17 protein-coding genes are annotated in these 15,716 nt (G+C 63.9%); 7 read left to right on the top strand and 10 right to left on the bottom strand.

The genetic code is table 11. The features are described from left to right. Positions 1–759 (bottom strand): pyrimidine reductase family protein, encoded by a 759-nt coding sequence (locus FGL95_RS03170; protein WP_338079688.1) that lies wholly within the window; start codon positions 757–759, stop codon positions 1–3. A 35-nt stretch (positions 760–794) separates the two neighbouring features. Here FGL95_RS03170 and zapE point away from each other — a divergent pair, with 35 nt between their 5' ends. Continuing rightward, positions 795–1,808 (top strand): cell division protein ZapE, encoded by a 1,014-nt coding sequence (zapE, locus tag FGL95_RS03165; RefSeq protein ID WP_169584705.1) that lies wholly within the window; start codon positions 795–797, stop codon positions 1,806–1,808. Here the strand turns inward: zapE and FGL95_RS03160 are convergent. Further along, positions 1,805–2,344: a GNAT family N-acetyltransferase gene (locus FGL95_RS03160; RefSeq protein WP_169584704.1), complete on the bottom strand. Its 540-nt coding sequence runs from the start codon at positions 2,342–2,344 to the stop codon at positions 1,805–1,807. The two genes, zapE and FGL95_RS03160, sit on opposite strands and share 4 nt — an antisense overlap. Before the next feature lie 77 nt (positions 2,345–2,421). On the opposite strand from FGL95_RS03160, the gene FGL95_RS03155 reads away from it, so the two are divergent. Both FGL95_RS03155 and FGL95_RS32840 read left to right on the top strand, forming a co-directional pair. Then, positions 2,422–3,183: a potassium channel family protein gene (locus tag FGL95_RS03155; RefSeq protein ID WP_338079687.1), complete on the top strand. Its 762-nt coding sequence runs from the start codon at positions 2,422–2,424 to the stop codon at positions 3,181–3,183. A 22-nt stretch (positions 3,184–3,205) separates the two neighbouring features. Then, positions 3,206–4,729, top strand: a complete 1,524-nt coding sequence (locus FGL95_RS32840; protein WP_169584703.1) for a VWA domain-containing protein — start codon at positions 3,206–3,208, stop codon at positions 4,727–4,729. 48 nt (positions 4,730–4,777) lie between these two features. Here FGL95_RS32840 and FGL95_RS03145 read toward each other — a convergent pair whose 3' ends face one another. The 3 genes from FGL95_RS03145 to FGL95_RS03135 all read right to left on the bottom strand — a co-directional run bounded on the left by FGL95_RS03145 (position 4,778) and on the right by FGL95_RS03135 (position 7,975). Continuing rightward, positions 4,778–5,506: an anti-sigma factor gene (locus tag FGL95_RS03145; protein WP_169584702.1), complete on the bottom strand. Its 729-nt coding sequence runs from the start codon at positions 5,504–5,506 to the stop codon at positions 4,778–4,780. Next, positions 5,499–6,089 (bottom strand): sigma-70 family RNA polymerase sigma factor, encoded by a 591-nt coding sequence (locus tag FGL95_RS03140; RefSeq protein WP_240962740.1) that lies wholly within the window; start codon positions 6,087–6,089, stop codon positions 5,499–5,501. The genes FGL95_RS03145 and FGL95_RS03140 overlap by 8 nt, the downstream gene beginning before the upstream one ends. A gap of 191 nt (positions 6,090–6,280) precedes the next feature. Continuing rightward, positions 6,281–7,975, bottom strand: a complete 1,695-nt coding sequence (locus FGL95_RS03135; RefSeq protein ID WP_169584700.1) for a cytochrome c biogenesis protein DipZ — start codon at positions 7,973–7,975, stop codon at positions 6,281–6,283. A gap of 145 nt (positions 7,976–8,120) precedes the next feature. Here FGL95_RS03135 and FGL95_RS03130 point away from each other — a divergent pair, with 145 nt between their 5' ends. From FGL95_RS03130 to FGL95_RS03120, 3 genes are all read left to right on the top strand, one after another. After that, positions 8,121–8,768, top strand: coding sequence for a fasciclin domain-containing protein (locus FGL95_RS03130; RefSeq protein ID WP_420838020.1), 648 nt, complete (start codon positions 8,121–8,123; stop codon positions 8,766–8,768). Between the two features lie 101 nt (positions 8,769–8,869). Next, complete coding sequence (locus tag FGL95_RS33110; RefSeq protein ID WP_169584698.1) at positions 8,870–9,070, top strand: YadA-like family protein; 201 nt, start codon at positions 8,870–8,872, stop codon at positions 9,068–9,070. Positions 9,071–9,247: 177 nt separating this feature from the next. After that, a complete protein-coding gene (locus FGL95_RS03120) occupies positions 9,248–9,799 on the top strand; it encodes a GAF domain-containing protein (RefSeq protein ID WP_169584697.1) in 552 nt (183 codons plus the stop codon). Positions 9,800–9,933: 134 nt separating this feature from the next. On the opposite strand, the gene FGL95_RS03115 is transcribed toward FGL95_RS03120, so the two are convergent. Further along, the gene (locus FGL95_RS03115; RefSeq protein WP_169584696.1) at positions 9,934–11,040 is read right to left on the bottom strand and encodes a diguanylate cyclase domain-containing protein; all 1,107 of its coding nucleotides are present in this window, start codon (positions 11,038–11,040) and stop codon (positions 9,934–9,936) included. Positions 11,041–11,172: 132 nt separating this feature from the next. Between FGL95_RS03115 and FGL95_RS32165 the strand changes: the two genes are divergently transcribed. Further along, positions 11,173–11,502, top strand: a complete 330-nt coding sequence (locus FGL95_RS32165) for a sigma factor (RefSeq protein ID WP_169584695.1) — start codon at positions 11,173–11,175, stop codon at positions 11,500–11,502. Here FGL95_RS32165 and FGL95_RS03105 read toward each other — a convergent pair. The 4 genes from FGL95_RS03105 to FGL95_RS03090 form a co-directional block, all read right to left on the bottom strand. Beyond that, positions 11,477–11,998, bottom strand: coding sequence for a DUF5698 domain-containing protein (locus FGL95_RS03105; RefSeq protein ID WP_169584694.1), 522 nt, complete (start codon positions 11,996–11,998; stop codon positions 11,477–11,479). The two genes, FGL95_RS32165 and FGL95_RS03105, sit on opposite strands and share 26 nt — an antisense overlap. 136 nt (positions 11,999–12,134) lie before the next feature. Next, entirely contained in the window at positions 12,135–12,578 is a 444-nt protein-coding gene (locus tag FGL95_RS03100; RefSeq protein WP_169584693.1) for an acetyltransferase, read from the bottom strand. After that, positions 12,547–13,743: a cation:proton antiporter gene (locus tag FGL95_RS03095; protein ID WP_169584692.1), complete on the bottom strand. Its 1,197-nt coding sequence runs from the start codon at positions 13,741–13,743 to the stop codon at positions 12,547–12,549. Before FGL95_RS03095 ends, FGL95_RS03100 begins: the two co-directional genes overlap by 32 nt. Positions 13,744–13,745: 2 nt before the next feature. Further along, complete coding sequence (locus FGL95_RS03090; RefSeq protein WP_169584691.1) at positions 13,746–15,668, bottom strand: thiamine pyrophosphate-binding protein; 1,923 nt, start codon at positions 15,666–15,668, stop codon at positions 13,746–13,748. Positions 15,669–15,716 lie beyond the last annotated feature (48 nt).

Raw genomic sequence — 15,716 nt, 5'->3', positions numbered from 1 at the left:
CTACCGGGCGCGCACCCATCTGGTGAGCACAGTGCCGTCGTCGTCGGCGAGGATATGACCGCACGCCATAGCGTTGTCGACCGACTTCGGCGAGAACGAGATTCGGCCCGTCGGACCTCCCGCGAGGACGGGTGACGTCGTCAGACACAACTCGTCGACCGCATCGTCGGCAAGGAACTGACCGAACAGCGACGGGCCGCCTTCGCACAGAACTCTGTGCAGGCCCAGGTCTGCAAGGGTGTCGAGGATGGCGACTGTCGACACCGCGTCGGCGCCGAGTTCGAGCACGCGCGCGCCTGCCTCGGTGAGCCGGTTCTTGGCCACGTCGGAAGCACGCTGGGAGGTCAAGACCAACGGTGGCACGCTCGTGTCGGTGAAGAACCGCGCGGCCGGGTCGAGGTGGGCGCTGGCCGACACCACCGCGACGGGCGGGACGGCTGCGAGGCCGTGTTCCAGCCGCCATTCCCGCAGACGCTCGTTGGTCCGGGCACCTCGATAGTCTTCGGTTCGCACGGTTCCGGCGCCGACGAGAATGACGTCCGTGAGCTCCCGTAGCGCGGCGAAAACTCTTCTGTCCGATGGTGTTCCGAGTCCACCTGAGCGTCCGTCGACGGTGACCGCACCGTCGATACTGCAAATGAAATTGACCCGAAGCCAAGGCTGACCGAGTTCGGCGGGATAGGCGTAGAGGTCGCGGAGTTGGTCGGCGTCGAGCGAGGATGCCCGTGTGAGGTGGGTCCCATTATCGTTAGGCTGCACAAGACAGATAAGAGCACGTCGTTAGGGTTTTGCCCATGCCCGAACGTCTCGTCGATCGCAATCCGGTTGTGCCTGCCGACCAATTGGTCGCGCAATTGGTGCCGCCGCCCATGTTCGACGACGTCAGTTTCGCGTCCTACATTCCCAATCCGGACGAGCCGACCCAGCGGGTCGCAGTGTCGAAGGCAGCGGAGTTCGCCGAAAAATTGCCGAAGATCCGGTCGGGGAAGCGCGGACTTTTCGGCAAGAAGTCCCAAGGGACCGGTATTGGCCTGTATCTCGATGGCGGATTCGGTGTCGGCAAGACCCACCTTCTCGCGTCGATCTTCCACAGCGCGCCCGGACCGAAGTCCTTCGGCACGTTCGTCGAATTGACCCACGTAGTCGGTGCGCTCGGATTCACCAAGGCCGTCGAAGAGTTCGCAGCGAACAGCCTGCTGTGCATCGACGAGTTCGAACTCGACGATCCGGGCGACACGATGCTGATCTCACGGCTGCTCGCCGAACTGACCGCTCGCGGTGTGTCGATCGTCGCGACGTCGAACACGCTGCCCGGCCAACTGGGCGAAGGCCGGTTCGCTGCCCAGGACTTTCTGCGCGAGATCAAGAAGCTCGCGGCGATTTTCGAAACGATCCGCGTCGACGGTCCCGACTACCGGCATCGCGACCTGCCGCCCGCACCCGAACCTGCCACCGACAGCATGTTGATCGATCGGGCCAATGCCACGCCCGGCGCCACACTCGACGATTTCGACGCACTGTGCAAGCACCTGAGCACGTTGCACCCGTCGCGCTACGGCAAGCTCGTCACGGGCGTGACGTCGGTGTTCATCGAACATGTGCATCCGGTGGAGGATCAGGCGGTTGCGCTGCGGTTCGTCGTCCTCGCCGACCGGCTCTACGACGCCAGCATTCCGGTCAAGGTGTCCGGCGCCAAGCTCGACCAGATTTTCACGCAGGAAATGCTGGATGGTGGTTACCGCAAGAAGTACCTGCGCGCGACATCTCGGCTCCTAGCCCTGTCTCGCTTCGAGGCTGCAACCAGCTAGACCGCGCGTTGCATCACGAAGTCGTGCTGGGTTTGCGAACCCACCTGGAACGTCTTCGTCCCCACGGTTTCGAAATGGTTCTTGGTGTAGAACCGCTGCGCGCGCTGGTTGTGTTGGTTGACGCCGAGCCAGACGCCGGCGAAATCACCACGGCGCGCGAACTCGACGGCCGCCGACATCAACGCAGTCGACACCCCTTTGCCGTGCTGGCCGGGCAGGACGTACATTTTGCTGATCTCGAGGACCGGCCGGAGCGTCACGACCTTGGCGACGGCGGGATCCTCGGGTGGACCGTCGACGAGCATCGCGTACCCGACGATCTTCCCGTTCTTTGTTGCTTTGAGAACTGTGCGATTCGGGTCGGAAAGGTACTCGCCGAATCGCTCGTACGACAGGGCCTCATCGATGAAAACCTCGATGTCCTCTGGCGTGGCATTCGGGGGGCACGCAAGCGGGAATGTTGCTGCCGCAACGTCGCTCAGCGCCTCGGCGTCCCATAATCCAGCCCGGCTGACGTCGACGGCAACCATGGTCATACTTTCAGTAGAACACGTTCCCCGCTTGAATGGCGATATCTGACCGTTTGCCCGTTCGGGCGTCAGAATTGTGTCCCATGTCCAGCGATTCCGAGCACCCGACGCACGAGCTACACCTGACCGAGGACGCCTGGCATCACTCGACCGACTGGCCGATGATGGGGGCGGCGCTCGCGTTCTTGGTCGCGTACGCGTTCTCGGTCCTCGCGCAACCCAGCGGTACGCCACGCACCGTCGTCGAGTCGCTGATGTACGTGACCTGGTTCTTCTTCGCCGTCGACTATCTGATCCGGCTCTACCTGTCCGAAGAACGGGGCCGATGGTTCGTTCGCAACTGGTACGAATTCGCGATCGTCGTCCTCCCGTTGGTGCGGCCGTTGAAGCTGCTGCGCCTCGTCACCCTGGTCGGGGTCTTTCAGCGATCCGTGGGAACGGCGTTTCGCGGTCGTGTCGTGCTCTACGCCGCGGGCGGTACCGGACTCCTGATTTTCGTGTCCTCCCTTGCGGTACTGGAGGCGGAGCGTGTGGACCCGGCGTCGAGCATCAAGTCGTTCAGCGACGCGCTGTGGTGGGCGGCCGTCACCGTCACCACCGTGGGCTACGGCGATTTTTATCCCGTGACGGACACCGGCCGGCTGATCGCGCTCGGGTTGATGACCGCGGGGATCGCCTTGCTCGGTGTCATCACCGCGACCTTGGCGTCGTGGATGATTCAGCGGGTCGCCGAGCAAGACGAGCGGTCCGAGGCGGCGACGCGCGCTCAGGTCGCGGATCTGTCGAACCAGATTCAGGCATTACGGACAGAGCTCGCACAGTTCGATGTGCCTCGACGGTCATGACTGTCCGACCTAGAGTGGCTCCGTGACGACAATTACCAAGGGCGGCAACGTCGGGCTCCCCGCAGGAGTCCGGAAAGTCAACGTCGAGGTCGTGTGGGCAGGTGGGCCGAATCTCGACGCAACGGCCCTGCTGCTGACCGCGGCGGGCAAGGTCCGCTCCGACGCGGACATGATCTTCTACAACCAGCCGAGCTCTGCCGAGGGCACGGTCCGGCACCTCGGGAAGTCCGGTACGAGGGACGCTCTCAGCGTCGATCTCGCAGCGATGCCCGCCGCAATCGAAACGGTCGCGGTCACCGCATCGGCAGACGGCGCGCCGTTCAGCCAGGTCGGGGGTCTGGCGGTCCGGGTACTCGACGAGACCGGCGCCAACGAGCTGGTCCGCTTCGATGTCCCGCCTGCGGCAACCGAGACAGCGTTCGTGCTCGGGGAGCTGTACAAGCGCAACGGCGCGTGGAAGTTCCGCGCTGTCGGGCAGGGATGGGCCTCTGGATTGGCTGGACTTGCAGGCGATTACGGCATCACCGTCGACGACGAGCCCGCTGCCGCCCCGCCGCCACCCCCACCGACGCAAGCGCCGCCCCGGCAAGCGCCGCCCCGGCAGGCGCCGCCACAGCAGGCTGGCGGTCAGTCGATCAGCATGAGCAAGGGGGTCCGCCTGCAGAAGCAGCTGCAAGGCCAGCCGCCCAACATGGTGAAGATGGTCCAGAAGGCGGGCATCTCCCTCGAGAAGAAGGGGTTGAGCGAGCACCGGGCAAGAGTTGCGTTGTGCCTGGATATCTCGGGTTCGATGCACCCGCTGTACCGGTCCGGCAAGGTGCAGCAGTTGTGCGAGCGGATTCTCGGTCTGGCTGTCCAGTTCGACGACGACGGCGCATGCGACGTATTCACCTTCGGCACAGGGGGATACGAGGAGGGTCCGCTCGATCTGAAGAACTATGGCGGTTGGGTGGACGGTCTGCTGCGCAGGCGTCCGCTCGAAGGCGGCACCAATTACAACCACGCGATGGAAGCGGTCCGGCGGTTCTACTTCCCGGAATCCGGTGGGGGACCTCGTAATACCCCACGCCCCGACAAGCTGCCCGTCTACGTCATGTTCGTCACCGATGGTCAGACGACCGATCAGAACGGCACCCGCAACCAGGTCACGTGGTCGTCGTTCGAGCCGTTGTTCTGGCAGTTCATGGCGCTCGGACAGTCCACCAAGAACGTCATCCCGGACCCGGCGTACGACAACGCCAAGCACCTCAATCCGCTCCAGCCCAGTGCACCGCCTCCGCCACCGCAGCAACGAAAAGGCATGTTCGGTAGGACCAAGCCTGCCGGCGGCGGCTTGGGCGCCAGGCTCGCGGCGCTCGCAACGGGCGACTTCAAGTTCCTCGAAGAACTCGACGACCTGCCGGGCCGATTCCTCGACAACGCCGACTTCTTCTCGGTCGCCGACCCGGCGTCGCTTCCCGACGGTCAGCTCTACGACCTCATGATGAACGAGTACCCCGGCTGGGTCGTGCAGGCGAAGCAGAAGGGACTGCTCCCACCCTCGTGAGTCTTTTCGGAGTCTCTGGACTCCTAAAAGACTCACGAGGGGTGGGTGTCAAGACGTCAGCGTGACCGAGGCGATCGGGGCGGAGGTCGGGGCAGGGGAGCCACCCAGGGGCTCGACGGTGATCGCAAACGCCGTTGCAGGACCGAGGTCGGTGATCACGCGTCGCGATCCGAGATCGCTCGCCGCCACCGTGCCCGCCGATTGCGGCGGACCCTTGAACAACCACAATTGATAGACCTTGCCTGCCTCCGGAGGCGTCACACCTTCGAACTCCAGGACCGCCGAGTCTTTCTCGTGGGAGTAGGTCAGGGTTGCGGTGCCACCGGCGAGCCTGACCGTTGCGGTCCTGCCGTCCGGTGCCTGCATCACGAGGTCGACGACGCTGCCGCGCTGATTGGCCGTCAGCTGGACTGCTGCGACGCCGCCGAGTCCGACGACGGCAGCTGCCGCGGCGGCGATGGCGATGCGCCGCCACTTGCGGTTGTCGCGCACTTCCGGCTCCAGCAGGCCGACCGCGTCCATGATGCGGGAGCGCAGCTCGGGCGGCGGTGACGTCGTGGCCGCTGCGGCGGCGACTGCCATCGTCTCGTGCAGCTCTCGGACGACTCGGCGGAAGTTCTGCCTCATATCGCCGCTCGCCGCTTTGAGTCGAGCTTCGATATCGGCACGTTCGGCGGAATCGATTGCATCCAGCGCGTATCCGTATGCCGCGCTGAGCAGGCCACGATCGAACATGTTCACCGCATTACCCGATCGTCCGTCTTCATCGTCATTCATCGGTGGACACCCCCAAACAGTTCTTGAGTTTCAGAAGCCCTTCGCGGATGCGGGACTTCACAGTTGGCAGAGCGACGGCAAGCTTTTCGCCGACTTCTCGGTACGTCAGGCCGCCGTAATAGGCGAGCCGAACAGCTTCCTGCTGCGTCGCGGTGAGAGTGTGCAGGCATGCGATGACTGCGTCTGATTCGTCGCGCTGCGCGACCGTTTCGACGACGCTGTCGTGGTCAGGTGTGTAGGTGCTCCAGCCGTATTGCGCTTCCCGATTGGCGCCCGACTGCTCGGAGCGCACGCGATCGATCGCCCGACGATGCGCCATCGTCATCATCCACGCGAGCGGCGAGCCTCGGTTCGGGTCGTATTTCGACGCGGTGCTCCAGATCTGGAGGTAGATCTCCTGCGTCGTCTCCTCGCTGTAGCCAGGATTGCGCAGCACCCGCAGCACCATTCCGTACAACCGCGCTGCCGTGGCGTCGTACAGCTCGGCGAATGCGTCCCGGTCCGACTTTCCGACCCGCCGCAGTAGTTCGCGAAGGTGGTCTGCCTCCTTGGCTCTCGCGGAGATTACGTCGCTGTTGGGCAACGGGCAGGCGTCGTACGTCGTGTCAAGATCGGGTGAACCGGCAGGGTCGTTGTTCCCAAGGCGATGTCGGCCAACGATGCTCAACGGCGTGCACCTCCGCAGCTGTAGTCGGTGGCGATCGCGTTGGTCCGGCGCAATCGTCTGTACCGAGTGTTCGTTGCCGAGGACGCTCTGGACTGGTGTCATCTCAATCACCCGAATGTGAACGAGAAAGCTTGGAGGCCGGCGCCGAGTTCGACGACCAGATTTCCTGGGTCGTTTGCGCTGCCGTCGTGGATCTTGTAGAGCGTCGGCGGACCGCTGATCGGGATGGTCTCCCGGCGCCCGTTCTGATCGACGGTGATCGTGCCCTGCCCGCCGACGACGATGAACACCTGCTTCGCGTGATACTTCAGCTGGATGGCGGCCTTGTCGTCGACTGCGGTAGCGCCCTGGAAATCGACGTTCCAGCGCCCGCGCAGCGCGAACGTATCCGCTGCCTGCATCGAGGGGAATTCGAAGCCGCCCTCGCCTTCGACGAGTCTGGGGGAGCCGCCGTAGTTCACCTGCTTGCCGACACTGAGATAGGTCTCGGGCGTCGTGCTCGAGGTCGGAGTTTCATCGGCGTTCGCAGTCTTCTGCGGCAGGTTCGCGTCGGGCTTGGCCGTCTCGAGCAGTTGCCGAATGAGATTCTCGGTGTCGGCGTAGCCGCCTTCGCCGAATTTGACGTGCCGCACCACTCCGGTTGCGTCGATCAGATAGTGCGCAGGCCAGTACCGATTGCGGTAGTTGGTCCAGGTGGACAGAGTGTTGTCCAAAGCGATCGGATAGTCGATGTTCAGCTTTTCGGCGCCCGACGCGACATTGCGAGCTTCCTTCTCGAATGCGTACTCGGGGGAGTGGACTCCGATGACCTCGAAGCCGACGTCCTTGTACGTGTCGTACCAGTCGCGGACGTGCGGGATGGATCGCTGGCAGTTGATGCACGAGTACGCCCAGAAATCGATCAGCACCACTTTGCCGCGCAAGCTGGCGAGATCGACGGCTTGCCCGTCCGGTGTGTTCAACCACTGTGTGATCCCGGTGATATCCGGTGCAGTGCCACAGCTTTCGAGCTCGGCATTGCCGTTGGTGCACTTGTCGAGGTCCTTGTTCTGGTCGTTCACCAGCCCACCGAGGTCCAGTTTTTCGCCGACCTTGTCCTGCAAGGCGCTCGTGTAATCAGGTATCGCGCGCTGCAGCAGTGCTGGCAGATCGAAGACCAGTCCGATGGCGAGAGCGATCATCAGAACGCCTCCGACGAGTCGGACCGTCCGTTGCCGCTGCCGGAACGCCTTGACTCGCTCGGCGATTCGGCGGCCGGCAAGAGCGAAGAACAGCAACGGAATTGCCGCGCCGATCGAGAAAGAGACCGTGAGAATTACTGTGTCGGTGCCTATTTCACCGGTCGATCCGGCAACGGCGATCGCGGCGAGGACCGGTCCTGCGCAGGGCACGTAGACCGCTCCCAGCGCTAGCCCGAGAACGAATCCACCACGTTCGGCGCTGACCTGACGCTGTGGAATCCAGGAGAACGGTTTCTCCAGGATGTATTCGAATTGCGGGACGATCAGCCCGATGCCGATCAACACGAGCACTACCAGGCCGAACCATCGCAACACGTCCTGCGGCAGTCCGAGCGCCGCCAACAGAGTCGACCCGAGCAGCGTGAACGCCGAGAAACTGACGACCAGACCCAGGATAACGAGGTACGGCCGCAACTTCGACGGCTCTCCCTCTTCTGCCCCAGGAACCCGTGCGCTCTGCGCGCCGCCGGAGAAGAAGATGACCGGAAGCACCGGAAGGATGCACGGTGAGATTCCGGTGACCAATCCACCGAGAAGGCCGATGAGAGCGAGGGTGTTCATGCACAGCATTCGGCACCGAGGCCCAATCGGCTTGGGCCGGAATACAAATGAATTCGGACATATCCGCGCGGGGGAGTGCTCCGAAGACCTTCATGACTCGGTGCGCGACCGCGCGGCGAACGACGAAGGAGTCATTTCAGTGAAAATCAAGCAACGCACGATCGTCGCGGCCAGCCTGGCGGCCATCGGTGTGATCGGCTTTTCGGCCTGTTCCAGCGACGACAGCAAGTCCGATTCTTCCGCGACCTCGACGACGTCGAGTGCTTCGGCGATGACTAGTTCGGCGGCGGACCCGGCGGCAGACCTCGTCGGTCCCGGTTGCTCGGATTATGCGAGCAAGGTACCGACCGGCCCCGGTTCGGTCACGGGCATGGCGCAGGACCCGGTCGCGACGGCGGCGTCCAACAACCCATTGCTCACGACGCTCACGGCTGCTCTGTCGGGCAAATTGAACCCGGACGTGAACTTGGTCTCCACCCTCAACGGTGGTGAGTTCACCGTCTTCGCGCCGGTCGACAGCGCGTTCGCGAAGTTGGATCCCGCCACCATCGAAAGTCTGAAGACCGACTCGGCGACGCTGACGAAAATCCTTACTTACCATGTGGTTCCGGGCCAGGCCAGCCCCAGCAAGGTCGCCGGAGACCATAAGACGGTCGAGGGTGGGACCGTGAAAGTCACCGGTTCGGGTAACGACCTGAAGGTCAACGATGCAGCGGTCATCTGTGGCGGAGTGCATACCGCCAATGCGACCGTCTACCTCATCGACACGGTTCTGACGCCGCCTGCAAGCTGATCACACCTGTTCGGCTCGACCTGGCCTCGTCCGCACTGCGGACGAGGCCGGTTGTGCTGCAGCATTTTTCACGCCATAGCGTAATTCAGATGCAGAGGTAGATGCCGATGGCCGGGAACGGCCAGATCGGTACGTTCGCGCAGATCCCGATGTTGGACGAGCCCACCTGCAATGCGGGGGTGGGTTCGGGGACGTACGACGGACGTTCCGCGTTGGCGGTGGGTGCCGCGAGCGCTCCGATCGACAAGGCCAAAGCGACCGTGGCAACTGCTTTTGCTGTGAGGTTCTTTGTCGACATGTGAAAGTCCTTACCCAGGTTGGTATCCCCGCCACTCTTGATCTTAGCTGTCGTAACGACTTTGGCCCATGCCCTTCGGGGCGTAGCGTTGACTAGTAACGGCGACGCGCTCCCTGGTTTGGGCCCTCGGTCTTGTGTCGCGGTCAGCTGTCCGAGTGGACGGCGTTAACCGAGGGATGTCATGTACGACCAGAAGACCTTTTCCGTCGCGTTGGCTAAATTCACCGAAAAGCTGCCGAGCCCGAACGAGAGCCAGACAGCTCTCGACGACTTGGCTGATGCGGTCGCCGCGATTCTCGGCCTGTCCAGTGCAGGAATCAGCCTTGCTGCCGACGGTCGGCTGTATTTCGCCACCGCCGTGGACAAGAAGATCACCGATATCGAACTGTGGGGCGAGCGTTACCAAATGGGCCCCGCGCAGTCGGCGTTCGAAAGCGGCGCAGCGGCGTCGGCCGGCGACCTCGCGACCTTCACCGAACGGTGGCCGCTCTTCGCCAACAGCGCCGGGCATATCGGGGTCGCGGCCGTGTGCTCGATTCCCATCGTTCTCGGGGGCGACTCGATCGGCGTTCTCGACCTGTATTCCGACGTGGAGCGGGAATGGCTCGCGTCCGACATCGCGGCCGCCACTGCGCTGGCCAACACCGCTACCCGGTATTTGATCAATTCCGGGGTTCGAGATCTGCAGGCGAAGGCGGCTGTCGACGAGCCGGTCGGGGAGCCCGCCGTCTAGGTTTGGGTGGTGGAGAAGGCGGGAAACCGAAAATATGTGGACAATCGTGATTGTGACGTGGCTCGCGGCGTCCGTGCCGATCGCCCTCGTACTCGGCAGGCTGCTGGAAAACACCGAGCGCCCTGAGCGGCGTCTCAGGCACCGGCCCGAGGTGACGATCGACGGACGAGCCTATTCCCGCCCGCACGCTTCGCCTCGTACATAGCCGAGTCTGCGGGTGCCAGGACGTCGTCCAATGCGCACTCGACCGGCGGATCTTCCCTGACGAGTATCCAGGCGCCACTGCTCGCGGTGGTCGGAACCGCGTCACCCGGGCAGTGAACTGCGTTGTGGATCGCGTCGGTCCGCGCTTCGAACTCGTTGGTTCGGCAGAGGAAGAGCGCTGCGAATTCGTCGCCTCCCAGTCGGCCGATCAAGCCGTGTGCCGGGACAGCGCGGGCCAGGCGGGTCGCGACCGCTCGTAGCGCGGCGTCCCCGCCGGCGTGACCGTGGTTGTCGTTGAGTCCCTTGAATCGGTCCAGGTCGACGATCATGACCACTGTCGCAATCGTTTCTGTCGTCGGAACTCCGAGAAGTCGCTGCGCCTCGAATTCGAGTCCGCGCCGATTCAGCAAATCGGTCAATGGATCGCGGAGCGACTCGCGAGCGTCTTCCTTGAGAAACGCCACCCCCGCATGCAGTGAGATCGGGATGAGCACGATCAATCCCATCAAGATCAGCGCGCGGCCGATCAGGATCGGGATATCCGTGTGCGCGCCGACTGCGATCGAGACCGTCAGCGTCGCGCAGACCGACAATGCGAATGCCAAGTGGATGGTGAGGGTGCGCGGGCTGTGCATCACCGCCACGTACATCCCAATGACGACGAAGAGTCCGCATCCCGGTAACGCAGCCAATCTGTCTGCGGTTCCGAAGTAGATTGCGACCGCCATACCTATGTCGGTCCAGCACACGAACCACAGCGACCGATGCTCGGGCGGCCATGGAGCCGTCGGCCAGCGCGCCCCTGCGTAGAACGCACTAGCGGCCAACACGCCGATTACCACTTGCGCGACAGTCGAGGGCGGCCCGTTTTCGCTGAACTGGACCAGCACCGCGCAGATCCCGAAGATGATGCACCACGCGCCGACGACCGCGCGCATGGGGCGACTCAGCCCGCGGCGATCCAGAAACGCAGGAAGCCACGCGTAGTCGAAGTCAGCTCGCCACCATCTGCGAACGAGCGCTAGCAGTGCATCCACCTACCCTCGACGGCAGCCCGACCTCTTTGTATACGAGTTCGCTGAGCATATCGATCAGCACTGCTGACGCGTTCGCGTGCGTCGTAAATCGTCACAGTGATTCGGATTTGCAATCATCGGGTAACCGTTACTGTGACGCCCAACTTACGAGTACCCCCACTTGCCGAACTCATCGGTCGCGTCGCAGGCTGTGACCGTGCCGCCTTCGCCGACCTGTACGACGCCACCAGCGACCGCATTTACAGCGTGGTTCTGCGCGGGCTCGGCGATCCGGGTCGGGCCGAGGACGCCACCGAGGAGATCTATCTACGGGTGTGGACTACCGCCCGCGATTACGACCCTGCCTGCGGCCCAGCAATGGACTGGCTGCTTGCGCACGCCCACCAGACGATCGCCCGACACCTGCCCTACCGCTGTGCTGTGAGCGGCCGGAATTTCAGGGCGTGGCGAGGAGGGCGGTGAGCGAACCGGCCTGGGCGGAGGGCCGCAAGTCTTCGATCGTCCAGAAGGCTCGGGGTGCGAGGTCTTCCACGTCGTCGAGCAGGGCGGAGCGGAGCCGGCCGGGGACGATGATCTGCAGGACCTGGACCGCACCGGAGTTGCCCTGACCGTCGTAGGCGATGACGGGCCAGCCGCGCAGGCGCAGCGCCGAGTCGAGATCGGGCTTGGTCGTCACGAGCTTGACCTCGACGGCTTCGGACGAGAACCTCGTCCCGGCAATAACGCCGATGAGGACCCCACCGCCCACACCCATCGCGTAGGCGGCGACGGTCAGCGGGTCGTTGAGGTTCGTGACAACTTGAGCGATGGCGGTGACCTGCAGCAACGAGCCGAGCACGCCGAGCGTCGCCGGGAGGCCCTTGTGCCCGCGGCCGGTAAGGATGACCCGCCACTGCCACAGGGCGACCTCAGTCAGCACCAGCAACAGGATGACTATGGGGCGCAGCATCTCGGGCATGTCGCTCGACCTCTTCCGTGTCCACCGGCAGCCACTCGTGCCGGTAGTTCAACACTGAAGGATCGAGCCTTCTGCGACATCGGGAGCGAGCACCTATGTTGAGGCGGCGATTCTGGTCTTTGTGCGTCGCGATTGCCTAGGGAATACGCATATGGATGATCGGGAACGGTCGCCCTTCGCCATCGTCCTCCGATCGGCCGACATCCACGAATCCGCGTCGGCGGTAGAAATCGTGAGCTTTCGGATTCTGCTCGTTGACGTCGACGGTGAGTTCGCGATGGTGAGTTGCGGCGAAATCCAGTAGTGCCGTACCGATTCCAGTGCCGTGGAGGTCAGGGTCGACCCACAGTGCGTCCACCGACGGACCGTCGAGCCCGAGAAATCCGACGGCGCGGTCCGAGTCGTCGGCGGCTACCCACAGCTGGTCGAAGGCGTGCGGTAGGTACTCCTCGCGCACCTTGACCTCGATCTCCGCGACGTCGGCCGCCGTGAGGAAGGTGTGCGTCGCTTCCGATGCTCGCTTCCAGATCGCCGTGAGATCGGCGATTTCATTGGGAAAGTGCGGCTTTCGAATTTGCATGGGATTCTTCCTTCGAGATCAGTCGCAAGGCGACAGCGGGGAACACCAGCACCGACACCAGCCCGGCGGTGATGAGGCCGGCTGCGGTAGCCGGATCGATCAGGTCCATTTCGGTTCCGATCTGGGAGACGGTGAGCAGGAATGGCAACGAGGTGGCCTGCAGTAGTCCGACGACGATCACGTCGCGGGTAGCGAGATCGCCGCGAAATGCCAAGGCGGGCAGTCCTCGAACGATGCAGAGGGCGGCCAGAAACACCGGGACCAGCAGGAGCGCGGACGGGCTGTCGACCAGACCACTGAGGTCGAGGTTCAGGCCGCTGGTGATGAAGAAAATCGGCACGAGCAAGCCGAACCCGACCGCCTCCAGCTTGACGGGGTACAGGGGATGGGTCTTCTCGGGTTCGGGATCCAAGCTGCGGACCAGCACACCCGCGAGAAACGCACCGAGAATTGCTTCGAAGCCGAGCCCCTCCGCGGCGAGCGCGAGTCCGGCGACGAGCAAGACCGTGAGCCGAATACGGATCTGGGCGCTGGTGTCGGCACTGCGTCGAATGATGGCGGTGATTCGCATCGAGTGTTCGGCGCCGACGACGACGGCAGCGATCACGCCGAGGCCGAGCAGCAGTAGCCCGAGCAACAGCAGCTTCCCTGCCAGCGGTGTGTCCGATCCGGCCAGTCCGACGGACAGCACGACTACAGCGGCAATCTCACCCGCCGAAGCGCCCGCAACCGTGAGGCGCCCTACCGGCTTGTCGAGCGCACCCGAATCGGCCAGCACGGGAACGATGAGACCGAGTGAGGTTGCCAGCAAGCCGATTCCGATGACGATTCCGCCATCCACGCCTGCGGCCGAGAGCACGACGGCGACGAGCACCGCCGCTACGACCGACATCGCCAACGAGAATCCGACGGTCTTTCCGGTATGACCACGAAACCGTCGTGGATCGACCTCGTAGCCTGCGAGAAACAGCAGAATCGACAGGCCGAGCAAGGCTAGGACCCGGATGGTCTCGTCGGGCTCGACCCAGCCCAACAACGACGGACCAAGTACCACTCCGGCGGCGATTTCGAGCAGCGCGCCCGGCAGGCGCAGCCAGGGTAGGAAACCGAGCAGCAGCGGAACCCCGGCCGCGACGGCGAGAACGATGACGAGACCCGACGACATGATCAGACCAACTCGGCATCGCAATGGATGTGCAGCAGCGCCGGTCCGTTGGCTGCGAACAACGCCGCCATGCCATCGTCCAATTCGGCCGTCGTACGGACCGAGATGCCCACCGCGCCGCAGGCTTTGGCGTACTCGGCGAAATCGGGGTTGACCAGCGAGGTCTGCCACACGGGGTAGGCGCCGGCGAGCTGTTCTTTGCTGATCTTGCCGAGGACGCCGTTGTCGAGCAGCACATGCTTGATGGCGATGCCGTACTTCACAGCCGTCGTCAGCTCGGCAAGGTACTGACCGAAACCGCCGTCGCCGGTCACTGCGACGACCGGTCGCGTGGGGTCGGCGGCCCACGCACCCATCGCGGCTGGATACCCGAATCCGATCGAGCCGAGGTACCCGCTCATCAGGACCGGCTGACCGGAACTCTCGAAGTACCGGCCGAATGAGTACGCGTTGTTGCCGACATCGATGCTGATCACCGCCTCGGTCGGGCAGTGGTCGGTCAGTGCCTTGAATACCGCTGCCGACGCCACACCGTTGCCACGGTCGTCGTCGGCGCGCCGAGCCTTCTCTGCGCGCCAGATCGTCCAGCGCGCAGCGACATCCGCAGTTTGGTCGGTCGCGTTGATATCGTCGCCGAGTTGGTCGACGATGGAGCGCAGGGTTATCGCCGCGTCGCCGAGCACGCCGACCTCGACGGAGTTGAAGCGTCCGATCGCAGCTGGGGTGTCGTCGATCTGCACGATCGGCTTGTAGGGCGCGATGCCCGTATGGTTCGCGAAGGACGCACCGACGACGACAAGGAGATCGGACTCGTTCATCAGCCAGGATGCCACTGGCGTTCCAGATCGGCCAAGTACGCCTGCGCCCAACGGATGCGTATCCGGCACAAGCCCTTTCGCACGGAACGTGGTCAGCACAGGGGCGTGCAACAATTCGGCCAGTTCGCGGACTTCCTCTGCGGCGCCGCGTGCGCCCTGCCCGACGATGATGACCGGTCGGCGAGCGGTCCGGATCGTTTCCAGAGCGCGCGCGAGTGGGCCCACCGGTGGGGCGATCGCCCAGTCCGCCAAGCGTCCGGTCGGTGCCATCGCGGGTGCGTCCGACGGTTGGTCCTGGACTTCGTCTGGCAGGACGAGATGAGTGACGCCACGTCCGTCGAGCGCGCGTTTGACGGACGTCGCCGCCAATTCGGCATGTGCGGAGCCGGATTCGATGGTGACGGTGGACAACGCAACATCGCGAAACACGGCAGCGAGGTCGAGGTCCTGGAAGGCGCCACGGCCGCGGACCGTCGACGGGACCTGACCGGAAATCGCGACGACCGGAGCGCCGTCGAGTTTTGCGTCGTACAGCCCGGTCAGCAAGTTTGTCGAACCTGGTCCGGCGATGGCGAAGCAGGCGGCCGGTCGGCCGGTCAGTTTGCCGTAGCCGCTCGCTGCGAATGCTGCGGCGCCTTCGTGGCGAATTCCGATGAATTTCAGTTCGCCGCGCTCTTCGGCCTTGCGCAAGGCGTCTGCGAAGCCGAGATTCGAGTGCCCGACCATGCCGAAGACGGTGTCGACACCCCATGCGACCAGAGTTTCGACGAGAACGTCCGAGACGGAGCGTTGCCGTTCGACTACGTCGGGTAAGCAGACGTAGGTTCCGTCGTCGCGTTCGTCCACATCGAAAGCTGTTGGTGCATCCGAGAATCCAGCAGGTGGACGGCCAGTGGTCGGGTTGTAGTCGTAGCCGTGCCACGGACACCGCAGCAGGCCGTTCTCGATCGAGCCTTCGCCGAGCGGTCCGCCTTGATGGGGACAATGGTTGTCGAGTGCCCCGACGCGGCCGCCGCACCGCGTCAGGGCGATGCTGCGGCCGTCGACGATCGCGGTGTGCACACGACCTTCGGCGGGAACTTCCGCCACGCGGTGCCACTGATTCATGTAACGCTCCATCTCTCGCCTGACACGCTTGTATGAGACGTAGTGCAG

Origin of the sequence: Antrihabitans stalactiti, from assembly GCF_012932915.1 — a bacterium.
Taxonomy (GTDB): Bacteria; Actinomycetota; Actinomycetes; order Mycobacteriales; family Mycobacteriaceae; genus Antrihabitans; species Antrihabitans stalactiti.
This window is presented reverse-complemented; position numbering and strand designations above follow the sequence as displayed.

Bases quoted from the DNA above. Each gene is read 5' to 3' on its own strand.
- zapE (WP_169584705.1), top strand. From the start codon at position 795: ATGCCCGAACGTCTCGTCGATCGCAATCCGGTTGTGCCTGCCGACCAA.
- FGL95_RS03160 (WP_169584704.1), bottom strand. From the start codon at position 2,344: ATGACCATGGTTGCCGTCGACGTCAGCCGGGCTGGATTATGGGACGCC.
- FGL95_RS03155 (WP_338079687.1), top strand. From the start codon at position 2,422: ATGTCCAGCGATTCCGAGCACCCGACGCACGAGCTACACCTGACCGAG.
- FGL95_RS03145 (WP_169584702.1), bottom strand. From the start codon at position 5,506: ATGAATGACGATGAAGACGGACGATCGGGTAATGCGGTGAACATGTTC.
- FGL95_RS03135 (WP_169584700.1), bottom strand. From the start codon at position 7,975: ATGAACACCCTCGCTCTCATCGGCCTTCTCGGTGGATTGGTCACCGGA.
- FGL95_RS33110 (WP_169584698.1), top strand. From the start codon at position 8,870: ATGCCGATGGCCGGGAACGGCCAGATCGGTACGTTCGCGCAGATCCCG.
- FGL95_RS03120 (WP_169584697.1), top strand. From the start codon at position 9,248: ATGTACGACCAGAAGACCTTTTCCGTCGCGTTGGCTAAATTCACCGAA.
- FGL95_RS03105 (WP_169584694.1), bottom strand. From the start codon at position 11,998: ATGCCCGAGATGCTGCGCCCCATAGTCATCCTGTTGCTGGTGCTGACT.
- FGL95_RS03100 (WP_169584693.1), bottom strand. From the start codon at position 12,578: ATGCAAATTCGAAAGCCGCACTTTCCCAATGAAATCGCCGATCTCACG.
- FGL95_RS03095 (WP_169584692.1), bottom strand. From the start codon at position 13,743: ATGTCGTCGGGTCTCGTCATCGTTCTCGCCGTCGCGGCCGGGGTTCCG.
- FGL95_RS03090 (WP_169584691.1), bottom strand. From the start codon at position 15,668: ATGAATCAGTGGCACCGCGTGGCGGAAGTTCCCGCCGAAGGTCGTGTG.